This is a genomic window from Pacificispira spongiicola (assembly GCF_012926505.1).
Taxonomy (GTDB): Bacteria; Pseudomonadota; Alphaproteobacteria; order UBA8366; family Aestuariispiraceae; genus Pacificispira; species Pacificispira spongiicola.
This window is the reverse complement of sequence record NZ_JABBNT010000004.1, coordinates 70,356-83,753: the sequence shown is the minus strand read 5'-3', so window position 1 is coordinate 83,753 and position 13,398 is coordinate 70,356. Positions and strand designations below refer to the sequence as shown.

Here is a 13,398-nt window from a genome sequence, read left to right as displayed (position 1 = left end):
GCCGTGCCGTTTTGACTCTAGGCGAGCCGGGCCGGCACCCTTATGTAGAGGGCGCTTCAGTTGCTGCATTGCAGCGACCGCCGGGCGATGTCCCCATCGGCCCGGCCCTACGTCTCCCAGACGTGAAGCCTCCCTGTTCAACTTGCCCGGACTTCTTGTCCGGGCAATTTTTTTTGCCTAAATGCTAACCGACCTGAATCCGACCCGCCTTCTGCCGCAAAGGAACCGTTCGTGAGCTACCAAATCCATATCGGCCCCAATATCCGCAAATCGCCCTATTTCGACGCGACCGTCGCGGACGGCGTCCGGTCCTTTTCCGTCTATAACCACATGTTCATCCCCGGAAATTTCGGCGATCCGGATGCGGAATACGACCGATTGCTGAACGGGGTCGCGATGTGGGACGTGGCAGCCCAACGGCAAGTCGAAATGGCCGGACCGGATGCCGGACGGCTGGCGCAGTTGTTGACGCCGCGCAACCTGAACGCCACCAAGGTCGGTCAAGGCCGCTACGTGCCGATCTGCGATCACGACGGCATGCTGATCAACGATCCGGTGCTACTGAAGCTCTCGGAAGACCGCTATTGGCTGTCCATTGCCGACAGCGACCTAGTCCTTTGGGCAGGCGCCATCGCGAAAGAACGCGGCCTGGACGTCACCGTGTCGGAACCCGACGTCTCCCCGTTGGCCATTCAAGGACCGAAAGCCGCCGACGTCACCGCCGCCCTGATCGGCGATTGGATCCGCGACCTGCGCTATTTCTGGTTCCGGGAAACCGAATTGGACGGTATCCCGCTGGTCGTCGCGCGATCCGGCTGGTCGAAACAGGGTGGATATGAACTGTATCTGATGGATGGTAGCCGGGGCAGTGCGCTCTGGGACAAGGTCAAACGGGTGGGGGCATCCTTCGGCATCGGCCCCGGTGCCCCGAACGATATCGAACGGTTGGAAAGCGGGTTGATTTCCTATGGTGCGGATATCCGGCGACAGACGCTGCCGACCGATCCGTTCGAAATGGGTTTCGACGCCATGATCGACCTGGACGGTTCACACGATTTCATCGGGAAAGATGCGCTCAAATCGATCCGGGATCGCGGCCCGCGTCGCCGCCGGGTGGGCGTTGTCATCGACGGAACACCGATCTCCGGCAACGAACATCCCCTTCCCCTGATGCAAGGTACATCGGACCAAGCCGAACAGGTCGGCATCGTCAGCGAGGTCGCGCATTCCCGGCGGCTGGGCAAGAATATAGGAGTCGGTCTGGCGCAAGTCGAATTGGCCGACACCGCATCCGACCTGTTCGTCGATCTGGCGGAAGGACGGCGCAAGATAGTGCTATCGACCCTGCCTTTCGCGTGATCGGGACTTGTCGGATTCCGCAAAGTCATTGGCGAATTACGCAAATCAATTCTCGGGTCTTTCCCCTATGCTCTGCCATCGTTTTACGTTCAACCATGGGGAAACACCGTGAACTTCGATGCCTTTATTACCTGCGCCGTGACCGGATCGGGACAGAGCCACAAAAAAAGCGACAAAGTTCCGGTAACGCCGAAACAAATCGCGGAAGCCTGTATCGAAGCCGCCAAGGAAGGCGCGGCGATCGCCCATATCCATGTGCGAGATCCCGAAACCGGCGCGCCCGCGCGCGATGTCGCCCTGTATAAGGAAGTCGTCGATCGCGTCCGGTCGTCCGACACCGATGTCATTCTGAACCTGACGGCGGGCATGGGCGGCGACCTGATCCTGGGTAATGTCGAATCCCCGCTACCGCTGGGTAACGGCACGGACATGGCCGGCGCCACGGAACGCGTCGCGCATGTCGAAGAATTGCTGCCGGAAATCTGCACGCTGGACTGCGGCACGATGAACTTCGCCGAAGCCGACTATGTCATGACGAACACGCCCGGCATGCTGCGTGCCATGGCCGCGCGCATCCGCGATTGCGGCGTGAAGCCGGAGGTCGAGGTGTTCGACACCGGTCACCTGTGGCTGTGCAAGGAATTGGTCGACGAAGGCCTGATCCTGAACGACCCGGTTCTGGTGCAGTTGTGCATGGGTATTCCCTACGGCGCGCCGAACGACCCGAATTCCCTGATGGCCATGGTGAACAACATTCCGAAGGATTGGGTCTTCTCCATGTTCACCATCGGTCGGATGCAACTGCCCTATGTCGCGCAGGCGGTTCTGACCGGCGGCAACGTCCGCGTCGGTCTGGAAGACAATATCTGGCTGGAAAAGGGCGTGAAGGCGTCCAACGGGGATCTGGTGGCCCGCGCCAACACGATCCTGTCGGCCATGAACGTCAACATTTTGACCCCGGCGGAAGTTCGCGCGAAACTAAACTTGAAAAAGCGCGGCTAACGGAACGGTCGCCTTAAACGGTGGACCTGATGATGCGGCACGGGATGAACCGTCGCGATTTCCTGCAAACCGGCGCATACAGCGTCGGCACGGCGGGACTTCTTGGCGCCGGTTCGTCCCTGCCCTTCGCGCGGCCTGTCCGGGCGGCGTCCCCAAAACACGGCGGCACGATCCGTATCGGGCAATCCGGCGGGGCGGTATCGGATTCGCTGGATCCCGCGAGTTTTGCGTCCGGTCCGATCGTCACGGCGATGCTGGCCGTCTGCAACAATCTTGCGGAAATCGACGCGGACGGGAACGCGGTCCCGGAATTGGCGGAAAGCTTCAATCCCAGCGCGGATGCGCGGGTGTGGACCGTCCCGCTCCGCAGCGAAGCACGTTTCGGCGACGGGCGGGCTCTCACCGCGTCGGATGTTATTGCCTCCTTCAACCATCATCGCGGCGCGGACAGTACGTCCGGCGTCAAGTCGCTGCTGGCCCAGATCACGGATATCCGAGCGGATGGGCCGAACACGGTCGTGTTCGAACTGGAAAGCGGCAATGCCGACTTTCCCTTCATCGCCGCCGACTATCATCTGGTCGTTATGCCGGCCAATCCGGACGGCAGCCTGAATTGGCAATCCGGTCTGGGCACCGGCGGCTATACGCTGGAAGAACACGATCCCGGCGTCATCGTCCGCCTGAAGAGGCGCGACGACTATTGGAAGGCGGGCCGCGCCTGGTTCGATACGGCGGAATTGCTGACCATCAACGACTTGACGGCGCGGCAGAGCGCGCTGCTGACCGGCGAAGTCGACGTCATCAACAGTGTCGACCGTCATGTCTTACACCTGCTGGAAAGCCAGCCGAATTTGAGTTTGGTCGAAGTGACCGGCACGGCGCATAGCGCGATCCCGATGTTCTGCGACACACCGCCCTTCGACGACGTGAATGTGCGGCTGGCCCTGAAACACGCGATCGGCCGTACGGAATTGTTGGAAAAAATCCTGCTCGGCCATGGCGCCCTGGGCAACGATCATCCGATCGCCCCGGCCAATCGCTTTCACGCCGCGGATTTGGAACAACGAACTTACGATCCGGACAAGGCGCGGTACCACTTGAAAAAGGCGGGGCATACCCGGCTGGAACTGACCTTGTCCGCCGCCGACGCCGCCGGAACCGGCTCCGTCGATCTTGCCGTGCTGTTCCGGGAACATGCCGCGGCGGTCGGTATCGAAATCGACCTGCTGCACGAGCCGGATGACGGGTACTGGACCAATGTCTGGCTGAAAAAGCCATTCGTCCTGAGTTATTGGAACGGACGCCCGACGGAGGATTTGATGTTCTCCACGGTGTATGCCGGTGACTCCGAATGGAATGAAAGCCATTGGCGCAATGATCGGTTCGATACGTTGCTGTCGGCGGCCCGCACGGAACTGAACGAAGACCTGCGGCGGGAAATGTATCGCGAGATGCAGATCCTGTGTCGCGACGACGGCGGCACCATCGTGCCGATGTTCCTGAACTATATCGACGCCCGAAACGACAAGGTCGCGCATGGCCCGGTCGCATCGGATCGGTTCCTGGACGGCTGGAAGCTCGTCGAACGATGGTGGAGCGCTGTCTGAAGGGAAATACGAAGGGTTTTGAAATTCGGGGGCTGGATTGAAATGCCGGACAGGGCGCTTTATCCATCCACCGGCAATATGGAATGCCGGACCATCGAATTCCGGCTGTCACGGTATCGAAAGAGCATAAAATGGCGCATGGAGTAAAAAAGGCGGCCGCAATCGGCGGCGGTGTTATCGGCGGTGGCTGGGTCGCGCGGTTCCTTCTGAACGGGATCGACGTGGCGGTGTACGACCCCCATCCCGAAGCCAAGCGGATCATGAGCGAGATCCTGGCGAATGCCGAACGCGCCTATGCGAAAATGCTGCTGCCGCCGCTGGGCGAAATGGGCACGCTGACCTTCCACGATACGATCGCGGACGCGGTGAAGGATGCCGACTACATCCAGGAGAGCGTTCCCGAACGCCTGGACATCAAACACAAGGTCTTCGCGGAAATCGAGGCTACGGCCAAAAAGGGCGCCCTCATCGGGTCGTCGACATCCGGCTACAAACCGTCGGAACTGCAGGACGGGGCGAAACATCCGGAACGCATTTTCGTCGCCCATCCGTTCAACCCGGTTTATCTGCTGCCGCTGGTGGAACTGGTCCGCACGGAAAAGAATGATCCGAAAGCCCTGGACCGCGCCGCCGCCTTCTTGACCGAAGTCGGCATGAAGCCGCTGCATGTCCGTAAGGAAATCGACGCCCATATCGCCGACCGTTTCCTGGAAGCCGTCTGGCGCGAGGGCCTATGGCTGATCAAGGACGGGATCGCGACGACCGAGGAAATCGACGACGCCATCCGCTTCGGTTTCGGTCTGCGCTGGGCGCAGATGGGTCTGTTCGAAACCTATCGCGTCGCCGGTGGGGAAGCGGGCATGCGCCACTTCATCGCCCAGTTCGGCCCGTGCCTGTCCTGGCCCTGGACGAAACTGATGGATGTGCCGGAACTGACCGACGAACTAGTTGAGATGATCGCGACCCAGTCCGACGAGCAATCCGGAAAATACACGATCCGTGAATTGGAACGTATCCGCGACGACAACCTTGTCGGAATCCTGCAGGCATTGAAGGCAAATGACTGGGGCGCCGGTCAATCGCTGAAGGAAATGGAAAACCGTTTCTATGCCAAAGCCCATGCCGGTTCCGCGAAGACGGAGATCGAAGACGGCAAGCCGCTGCAATTGTATTCGACGCAGGTACGGGGCGATTGGGTCGACTATAACGGTCACATGACCGAATTCCGTTATCTGCAAGTTCTGGCCGACGGTACCGATGCTTTCCTGATCTTCATCGGCATGGACGAAACCTATCGCAAGCGCGGTCTGTCGATCTATACGGTCGAAACCCACATCCGCCATGTCCGGGAATGCAAAGCCGGTGAAAAGCTGACGCTCTACACTCGCTTGCTGGGCAAGGACGAAAAGCGTCTGCGCATCCTGCATGAAGTTCTGAACGAGGCGGGCGACGTGGTTTGCACCGGCGAACACATGCTGTTGCACGTGAATACCGAAGAAGCCCGCGCCTGCCCGATGGAATCGCCGGTCACCGACCGGGTGGAAACCATCGCGCGCGCGCATGGCGGCATCGGCACACCGGAATTCGCCGGGCGCCCGATCCGAACAATTTAAGGGCCCGACATTACGGTCGCATATGACCGACGGGAAATCGGGGTCGGAAAGGCAATGAAATCATGACCATGGTCAACGACCCCGAAATCCTGGCATTCATTCGTAAGACCGGGAAACTCTATCCACCGGATACCGACCCGGCGAGTACGGAAGAAATCCGCCGCGTTTATGACGCGCTGTGCCGGGGGTTCAAGGCGGACCGACCGGCCGGCGTTTCGGTGGAAGATTCGCGGATCGGCCCAGTCCCGATCCGCCGCTATAAACCTGCCGACCCGACGGGAAACGCCGTCGCCCTGTATCTGCATGGCGGCGGCTTCGTTGTTGGCGGGTTGGACAGCCATGACGACATTTGCGCCGACATCTGCGCCGAAACCGGGTTGGAGACCATCGCTGTCGCCTATCGATTGTCGCCGGAACACCGTTATCCGGCCCAATTGGACGATGTGGAAATCGTCTGGCGCTCAATCGCCGAAACCCGACCCGGGATCGTGATCGGCGACAGCGCCGGGGGAACCCTGGCCGCCGCCCTGTGTTTCCGGATGCGCCGGTTGAACGGTCCCATGCCCGCCGGGCAAGTACTGATCTATCCAGGTCTGGGGATAGACCCGACTCTGCCGTCCTATATCGACAATGCGGAAGCGCCGATGTTGCGCACCGACGAGGTCGCGCAATATCTGCATCATTATGTCGGCGGCGATTTGGCGCAATTGCAGAACGACCCGGAGGCCGTGCCACTGACCGCGCAGGACTATACCGGTCTGCCATCCGCCTTCATCGTTACGGCGGATATCGACCCGATCCGGGACGACGGAAAACTGTTCGCGGACAGGCTGACCGCCGCCGGGGTCGACGCGGTCTATCGGAACGAACCGCAATTGGTCCATGCCTATCTGCGTGCCCGACATTCAAGCCGCCGTGCCAGGGATAGTTTTGCGGAAATCTGCCGCCGCATCGCTGGTTTCGCGAACAGTTGAGCTGGGTTTGGCGGATCAGCCGCCGGTCGCGCTCATATGACGGGCGACGCTTTTCGCGCCCCGCCGTCGGTCGATAATGAAATCGTGGCCCTTCGGCTTGCGGGAAATCGCTTCGCGGATCGCGTCGTCCAGGACATGGTCCGATTCAGACGCGCGCACTGCGGCACGCAGGTCCGCCGAGTCGTCCTGCCCCAGGCACATATACAGCATGCCGGTGCAGTCCAACCGAACCCGGTTGCAGCTTTCACAGAAATTATGCGTCAACGGCGTGATGAAGCCGATCCGCCCGCCGGTTTCCTTGACACGCACATAACGCGCCGGTCCGCCGGTTGCGTAGTCACTGTCTTCCAGCGTCCAGCGGGATTCGAGTTCGGATCGAACCATGCTGAGCGGCCAATACTGATCCAGACGCGCCTCGTTACCGATATCGCCCATCGGCATGACTTCGATCAGGGTCAGATCGAACCCGTTGTCGCCACACCAAGCGACCATGTCGTGGATTTCAACATCGTTCACGCCCTTCAGCGCCACGGCGTTGATCTTGATCTGCAGCCCGGCCTTTTTCGCCGCGTCCAGACCGTCCATGACCTGATTGAGCCGCCCCCAGCGCGTGATCGCCGCGAACTTGTCGGAATCCAGCGTGTCGAGGGAAACGTTTACCCGGCGCACACCGCAGGCATAAAGATCCGCCGCGTATTTCGCCAACTGGCTGCCGTTCGTCGTCACGGTCAATTCGTCTAGCGCGCCGCTGTCCAGGTGACGGCCCAGCGATTTGAACAGGGTCATGATATCCCGGCGCACCAGCGGTTCGCCGCCGGTGATCCGCAGCTTCCGCACGCCGGTCCGGATGAAGGCGGAGGAAACACGGTCCAATTCCTCCAGCGTCAGAATTTCCTTCTTGGGAAGGAAGCTCATGTCCTCCGACATGCAATAAACACAACGGAAGTCACAGCGATCCGTCACGGAAACGCGCAAATAATGGATCGCCCGACCGAACGGGTCGATCAAGGGGGCATCCATCTGGGAGGCGTCCGTCGTGACAGTCGAACTTGTCAAAATCTGTATCCTTTGCTGCGACCGCGCCTGCGGTCCGCGGCTTCATTCTACGACAGACAATAGGGCGCCGACCCGGCCAATTCAACCGGCCCGACCCAACTCGGCCCAACCCGGACGGATCATTCCGCCGTCGCCGCCCGATGCAAGGCATCGCGGTCGCGCAGGGCGACCTGACCGCGCGTCAGGGCAACCCATCCACGGCGTTCGAATTCCTTCAAAAGGCGGCTCGCGACCTCCCGCGCCGTGCCCAGCTCCGCCGCCAATTCCTGCTGTGTCGCCCGGACGATATCGTCACTGCCCGCCCGGTCCAGCAACCGCTGGGCGAGTCGCTTGTCCAACCGTTCGAAGGCAACGTCTTCCACGACATGCATGACATCGGAAATGCGGTTGGCATAGGCGGAAAACACGATACGCCGGAAGCCCGGCGACAGGACTAGAAGTTCCTCGAAAACCGTCTTCGGAATGGCGACCGCACGCACATCTGTCTCAGTAATACCTTCAGCAGTATAGGCTTCCTCCGCCATCAGACAGCTTGTCGTCATGATGCAGGTCTCCCCGCCGGACACGCGATACAGGACGATTTCACGACCGCCGGCGGATACTTGCTGCACCCGGACCGTCCCGTCTATCACAAGCAGGAAATTTTCCGCAGCCACCCCGGGCGCGAAAACCGTCGTTCCCGCCGGAATGTCGATCACGGACCCGCGTTCCACCAGCAGTCGCCTTTCCGTTTCCGGAAGGTCCTTCAGCGCCGGAAAAGACTCTATCCAGGCGGTGTCTTTCGCGTCAGCCATCAGCTCAATCCGCTCCTCGGAACACGGGACATTGTATAATATTCATTGAATGTGACTTAGTCACAGACGGTGTTGGCGAGCAAGCGTACCCTACCGAAAGATGAAACATATGTCGGTCGGTCGGCCAAGCCAGCAACGCCCGGCAACCCTATCACGGAGATCGCTATGACTCGCAATGTTGGTGGTATTGATCGCGTACTGCGCATCGTCGTCGGACTGGTCCTGCTGTCGTTGATATTCGTCGGACCCAAGACTCTTTGGGGCCTCATCGGATTGGTGCCGCTCGGCACCGCCCTTATCGGCTATTGCCCTGCCTACAGCCTGTTCGGCATCCGCACCGCGAAAAAAGAATAAGCGTCCTTCCCGGACAACGAAGGAGATTGAAATGAGGAAGCCCGAGGTAAAGACCTTTTTCGACAAGGACACGTTCACGGCGACGCATGTCGTGATGGACCCGGAAACCAAGGCGGCGGCGATCGTGGATTCGGTCAAGGATTACGATCCAAAATCCGGCCGCACCGCCACGCGATCGGCGGATGAAGTCATTGCCTTCGTCAAAGACAAGGGCCTGACCGTCGAATGGATTCTGGAAACCCATGTCCATGCCGACCATTTAAGCGCCGCCCCCTATCTAAAGGAAAAGCTGGGCGGGAAAATCGCCATCGGCGCCCGGATCGATATCGTCCAAGGCGTGTTCAAGCGCATCTTCAATGCCGAAGAGGACTTCGCAACCGACGGTCGCCAATTCGATCTACTATTGGACGACGCGGCCAGTTTCAAACTGGGCAGTATCGATGCCACTGTCATCCACACGCCGGGACATACGCCCGCCTGTTCCACCTATGTCATCGGGGATGCGGCCTTTGTCGGCGACACATTGTTCATGCCCGATTTCGGAACGGCACGGTGCGACTTCCCGGGCGGAGACGCGCGCGTCCTGTACAAGTCGATCCAGAAGATTTTGGCCCTGCCGCCGGAAACGCGAATCTTCCTGTGCCACGACTATGCCCCCAACGGGCGGGAGTATATTTGGGAGACCACCGTCGCGGCGGAAAAAGCGGAAAACATCCACGTGCGTGACGGCATCAGCGAAGACGATTTCGTCAAGATGCGCACGGAACGCGACAAACAATTGGACATGCCCGTGCTGATCCTACCGTCCGTGCAGGTGAATATGCGGGCCGGTGAATTGCCGCCGCCGGAAGCCAACGGCACGCGATACCTCAAGATCCCGGTCGACGCCCTGTAAGGCGAGACCGGGTAAGGCGCGACCGGCGATCGGATCGCCCCTCAACAAAGAAAACAACCTGTTCGAATAATCGGGAGGAAGGGTTCATGGATATCAGGAAGATCGACGGGCAGATCAGCGTCGCCCCGCAAATCACCGTCGCGGAAATAGCCGATATTGCCAAGGCCGGTTTCCGCACCGTCATCTGCAATCGACCGGACGGCGAAGGCAACGATCAGCCCAGCTTCAAGGAAATCAGCGAAGCGGCGGAAAAGGCCGGTATGCAGGCATATTACCAACCCGTCGTCAGCGGCAAGGTACAGGACGAAGACGCGGAGAAATTTCGGGAAATTCTGGAATCCGCACCGAAGCCCGTCCTGGCCTATTGCCGCAGCGGTACGCGGTCCGCGACGCTGTGGTCCCTCAGCCGCGCCGGGCGTGTTCCGCTGCACGATATCCTAACCCGGACAAAGGCCGCCGGTTACGACATGTCCGGCGTCGCCCGCCGCATCCTGAATGACGGGCGCACCCCGTCCGATGCGACGGACGGCACGTTCGACATCGTGATCGTCGGCGCCGGCTCTGCCGGGATCGCCGTCGCGGCATCCCTGATGACCCGCGCGCCGGATCTGGAAATCGCCATCATCGACCCAGCGGATATCCACTACTACCAGCCGGGCTGGACCTTGGTCGGCGGCGGCGTGTTCCAGGCCGACGAAACCGTCCGGACACTGTCTTCGGTCCTGCCGCAAGGCGTCCATTGGCTGAAAACGGCGGTCGCCGCCTTCGAACCGACGAACAATCGCGTGCTGTTGGAAGGCTGCCGTCAGATCGAATACAAGCGCCTGATCGTCTGTCCGGGCCTGAAACTGGACTGGCATGCGGTGGACGGTCTCGTCGATACGCTGGGCAAGAACGGCGTGACGTCGAACTACCGTTTCGACCTCGCGCCCTATACCTGGGAACTGGTGCGCGGCATGAAAGAAGGCACCGCACTGTTCACCCAGCCGCCGATGCCGATCAAATGCGCCGGGGCGCCGCAAAAGGCCATGTATCTATCGGCGGACCATTGGTACCGCACCGGGGCCCTGCCGAATATCGACATATCCTTTTACAATGCGGGCGCGGTTCTATTCGGGGTTAAGGACTATGTCCCCGCCCTGATGAAATATGTCGAAAAATACGACGCCGACTTGCAGTTCAATCACAATCTGGTCGGTATCGACGGCCCGGCGAAAAAGGCGTTCTTCCAAACGAAGACGGAAGACGGCACGGTGAAGATCGTCGAACGCGGTTTCGACATGATCCATGTCTGCCCGCCGCAACGTGCACCGGATTTCATTCGTGTCAGCCCCCTGGCGGACGAGGCCGGATGGGTCGATGTCGACCAGAATACACTGCGGCACAAGAGTTTCGAAAATGTCTGGAGCCTGGGCGACGTCATGAACGCCCCCAACGCCAAAACCGCGGCGGCGGCCCGCAAGCAGGCCCCGATCGTCGCGAATAACGTCCTCGCCGATATGGGCCGGGGGGCCGGTGTCGCGCATTACGACGGTTACGGGTCCTGCCCGCTGACGGTCGAACGCGGCAAAATCGTTCTGGCCGAATTCGGCTATGGCGGCAAGCTGCTGCCCAGCTTCCCGAATTGGCTGAACGACGGCAGAAAGCCCAGCCGCTTCGCGTGGCTGTTGAAGGAAAAACTGCTGCCGCCGTTGTATTGGAAAGGCATGCTGCGCGGCCGCGAATGGCTGGTCGAGCCGAAAGTCGTAAAGCCGGAAATCGTTAACTGAGGTCCCCTTCGGAGCGTCCGCGGACACTGTTCCGTGGGCGCTCCCCCCTTATTCGCGTAGCCAATCGTTGGATAGTCAGATGCTCGAAAAAATCCTGCCCTGTACCGGCTGGTTACGCCGCTACGACCGTGAAGCATTCCAGGGCGACCTGCTGGCCGCCGTGATCGTCACGATCATGCTGATCCCGCAAAGCCTCGCCTATGCATTGTTGGCGGGGTTGCCGCCCGAAGTCGGCCTGTATGCAAGCATGCTGCCCCTTGTCGGTTACGCGCTGTTCGGATCGTCCAACGCCCTGGCGGTCGGCCCGGTCGCCGTCGTGTCCCTGATGACCGCCGCCGCCGTCGGCGAGTTCGCAGCCACGGGATCGCCGGAATATGCCGCCGCGGCCATCGCCCTTGCCTTCCTGTCCGGTCTGTTCCTGATCGTTCTGGGGTTACTGCGATTGGGCTTCCTCGCCAGTCTCCTCAGCCACCCCGTGATTTCCGGCTTCATCACGGCGTCGGGCCTGCTGATCGCGGCCAGCCAGATGAAACACATTCTGGGAATTAGCGCGTCGGGTCATACCATGCCCGAAATCGTAGGGTCGCTGGTCGCCGGGATCGACCAGACGAACCTGCCAACGCTGCTGATCGGGATCGGTGCCACCGCCTTCCTTTTCTGGGTCCGAAAGAAGTTGAAACCGCTGCTACGCAAGATGGGGTTGGGTCCGCTGTTGGCCGATTCCATTGCCAAGGCGGGACCGGTCGCCGCCGTGATCGTGACGATCCTGCTGGTCGACGGGTTCGGGTTGGATCAGGATGGGGTCAAGATCGTCGGGGACATTCCGCAAGGCATCCCGCCGCTGACAATGCCGCCGGTCGATCTGGATTTGTGGCTCGATCTGCTGCCCTCCGCCATTCTGATTTCCATCGTCGGATTCGTGGAATCCGTGTCCGTCGCCCAAACCCTGGCCGCGAAGCGCCGTGAACGCGTGTCCGCCGACCGGGAGCTGCTCGGCCTCGGCGCGGCCAATATCGCGGCGGCCTTCGGCGGCGGTTACCCCGTGACCGGCGGCTTCGCCCGATCGGTCGTGAACTTCGATGCCGGGGCACGCACGCCGCTGGCCGGGGTTCTGACCGCTGTCGGGATCGGTTTCACCGCGCTGTTCCTGACGCCCCTGTTCCAGAATCTGCCAAAGGCAACCCTGGCGGCAACGATTATCGTCGCCGTGCTGTCGCTGGTCGACCTCGGCGCGTTGAAGCGGATCTGGGCCTATTCCAAGTCCGACTTCATCGCCATGGCCGCCACGATCGTCGCCGTTCTGGGCGTCGGCGTGGAAGCCGGGATCATCCTGGGCGTATCGCTGTCGCTCATCCTGTTCCTGGTCCGGTCCGCCCGCCCGCATATGGCCGTCGTCGGCCAAGTACCGGGAACGGAGCACTTTCGGAACATCAAGCGGCACCAGGTCACGACCCTGGACAACGTCTTGAGTGTGCGTGTGGACGAAAGCCTTTATTTCGCCAATGCCCGTTGGCTGGAAGAAAAGCTGTACGACATGGCGGTCGCGGATACCAAGATCAAACATGTCGTGCTGATGTGTTCCGCCGTGAACGCAATCGACGCCAGCGCCCTGGAAAGCCTGGAAGCCCTGGTCGAGCGGTTGAAGACCGCCGGGATTTTCTTCCATCTGTCGGAAGTGAAGGGACCTGTCATGGACAAGCTAAAAGACACCCACTTCCTGCACGACCTGACCGGCAAGGTATTCCTGAGCCAACAGGACGCATTCAACACACTCAGGCAAAGCCAATATCGCGAGTAGTATCGCGTCCGATCACTCATGCTTTGTTAACCATTATTTGCAACACTGACATTCGGAGTGATGTGAGAGCGGAGAGAATTAAGCAGCCCGCCCGCGCATTCCGATCGGGATAGTCGTTGCGGATGGTTGTATGGAGAACCTCCAGGATATCTGGAACTTGGTTCAGTTTGTTGCGTT

The 13,398-nt window shown here is 60.5% G+C and carries 11 protein-coding genes; 9 read left to right on the top strand and 2 right to left on the bottom strand.

The window, feature by feature from the left end:
• The first annotated feature begins 231 nt into the window (after nucleotides 1-231).
• The 5 genes from HH303_RS13475 to HH303_RS13455 all read left to right on the top strand — a co-directional run bounded on the left by HH303_RS13475 (nucleotide 232) and on the right by HH303_RS13455 (nucleotide 6,555).
• A complete protein-coding gene (locus HH303_RS13475; RefSeq protein ID WP_169625893.1) occupies nucleotides 232-1,359 on the top strand; it encodes a glycine cleavage T C-terminal barrel domain-containing protein in 1,128 nt (375 codons plus the stop codon).
• Between the two features lie 108 nt (nucleotides 1,360-1,467).
• On the top strand, nucleotides 1,468-2,361 hold the full coding sequence (locus tag HH303_RS13470) for a BKACE family enzyme (protein WP_169625892.1): 894 nt from the start codon (nucleotides 1,468-1,470) through the stop codon (nucleotides 2,359-2,361).
• 29 nt (nucleotides 2,362-2,390) lie between these two features.
• Nucleotides 2,391-3,968, top strand: coding sequence for an ABC transporter substrate-binding protein (locus HH303_RS13465; RefSeq protein WP_227421825.1), 1,578 nt, complete (start codon nucleotides 2,391-2,393; stop codon nucleotides 3,966-3,968).
• A 131-nt stretch (nucleotides 3,969-4,099) separates the two neighbouring features.
• Entirely contained in the window at nucleotides 4,100-5,581 is a 1,482-nt protein-coding gene (locus tag HH303_RS13460) for a carnitine 3-dehydrogenase (protein WP_169625891.1), read from the top strand.
• 62 nt (nucleotides 5,582-5,643) lie between these two features.
• Nucleotides 5,644-6,555: an alpha/beta hydrolase gene (locus tag HH303_RS13455; protein ID WP_227421824.1), complete on the top strand. Its 912-nt coding sequence runs from the start codon at nucleotides 5,644-5,646 to the stop codon at nucleotides 6,553-6,555.
• A 15-nt stretch (nucleotides 6,556-6,570) separates the two neighbouring features.
• On the opposite strand, the gene moaA is transcribed toward HH303_RS13455, so the two are convergent.
• Together moaA and HH303_RS13445 are read right to left on the bottom strand one after the other, a co-directional pair.
• Complete coding sequence (moaA, locus tag HH303_RS13450) at nucleotides 6,571-7,575, bottom strand: GTP 3',8-cyclase MoaA (protein WP_169626327.1); 1,005 nt, start codon at nucleotides 7,573-7,575, stop codon at nucleotides 6,571-6,573.
• A 155-nt stretch (nucleotides 7,576-7,730) separates the two neighbouring features.
• Nucleotides 7,731-8,405 (bottom strand): Crp/Fnr family transcriptional regulator, encoded by a 675-nt coding sequence (locus HH303_RS13445; protein ID WP_169625890.1) that lies wholly within the window; start codon nucleotides 8,403-8,405, stop codon nucleotides 7,731-7,733.
• 165 nt (nucleotides 8,406-8,570) lie between these two features.
• Between HH303_RS13445 and HH303_RS13440 the strand changes: the two genes are divergently transcribed.
• The 4 genes from HH303_RS13440 (at nucleotide 8,571) to HH303_RS13425 (ending at nucleotide 13,221) form a co-directional block, all read left to right on the top strand.
• Complete coding sequence (locus tag HH303_RS13440) at nucleotides 8,571-8,759, top strand: YgaP family membrane protein (RefSeq protein WP_169625889.1); 189 nt, start codon at nucleotides 8,571-8,573, stop codon at nucleotides 8,757-8,759.
• 31 nt (nucleotides 8,760-8,790) lie between these two features.
• Nucleotides 8,791-9,654 (top strand): MBL fold metallo-hydrolase, encoded by an 864-nt coding sequence (locus tag HH303_RS13435; RefSeq protein WP_169625888.1) that lies wholly within the window; start codon nucleotides 8,791-8,793, stop codon nucleotides 9,652-9,654.
• An 86-nt stretch (nucleotides 9,655-9,740) separates the two neighbouring features.
• Nucleotides 9,741-11,423 carry a bifunctional protein tyrosine phosphatase family protein/NAD(P)/FAD-dependent oxidoreductase gene (locus HH303_RS13430; protein WP_169625887.1) on the top strand — a complete coding sequence of 561 codons (1,683 nt, stop codon included), beginning with the start codon at nucleotides 9,741-9,743 and terminating at the stop codon, nucleotides 11,421-11,423.
• Between the two features lie 79 nt (nucleotides 11,424-11,502).
• On the top strand, nucleotides 11,503-13,221 hold the full coding sequence (locus HH303_RS13425; RefSeq protein WP_169625886.1) for a SulP family inorganic anion transporter: 1,719 nt from the start codon (nucleotides 11,503-11,505) through the stop codon (nucleotides 13,219-13,221).
• Nucleotides 13,222-13,398: the final 177 nt, after the last annotated feature.

Excerpts from the sequence above, each read along its gene's own strand:
- moaA (WP_169626327.1), bottom strand. The coding sequence starts at position 7,575 with ATGGATGCCCCCTTGATCGACCCGTTCGGTCGGGCGATCCATTATTTG.
- HH303_RS13435 (WP_169625888.1), top strand. The coding sequence starts at position 8,791 with ATGAGGAAGCCCGAGGTAAAGACCTTTTTCGACAAGGACACGTTCACG.
- HH303_RS13455 (WP_227421824.1), top strand. The coding sequence starts at position 5,644 with ATGACCATGGTCAACGACCCCGAAATCCTGGCATTCATTCGTAAGACC.
- HH303_RS13445 (WP_169625890.1), bottom strand. The coding sequence starts at position 8,405 with ATGGCTGACGCGAAAGACACCGCCTGGATAGAGTCTTTTCCGGCGCTG.
- HH303_RS13425 (WP_169625886.1), top strand. The coding sequence starts at position 11,503 with ATGCTCGAAAAAATCCTGCCCTGTACCGGCTGGTTACGCCGCTACGAC.
- HH303_RS13430 (WP_169625887.1), top strand. The coding sequence starts at position 9,741 with ATGGATATCAGGAAGATCGACGGGCAGATCAGCGTCGCCCCGCAAATC.
- HH303_RS13465 (WP_227421825.1), top strand. The coding sequence starts at position 2,391 with ATGATGCGGCACGGGATGAACCGTCGCGATTTCCTGCAAACCGGCGCA.
- HH303_RS13460 (WP_169625891.1), top strand. The coding sequence starts at position 4,100 with ATGGCGCATGGAGTAAAAAAGGCGGCCGCAATCGGCGGCGGTGTTATC.
- HH303_RS13440 (WP_169625889.1), top strand. The coding sequence starts at position 8,571 with ATGACTCGCAATGTTGGTGGTATTGATCGCGTACTGCGCATCGTCGTC.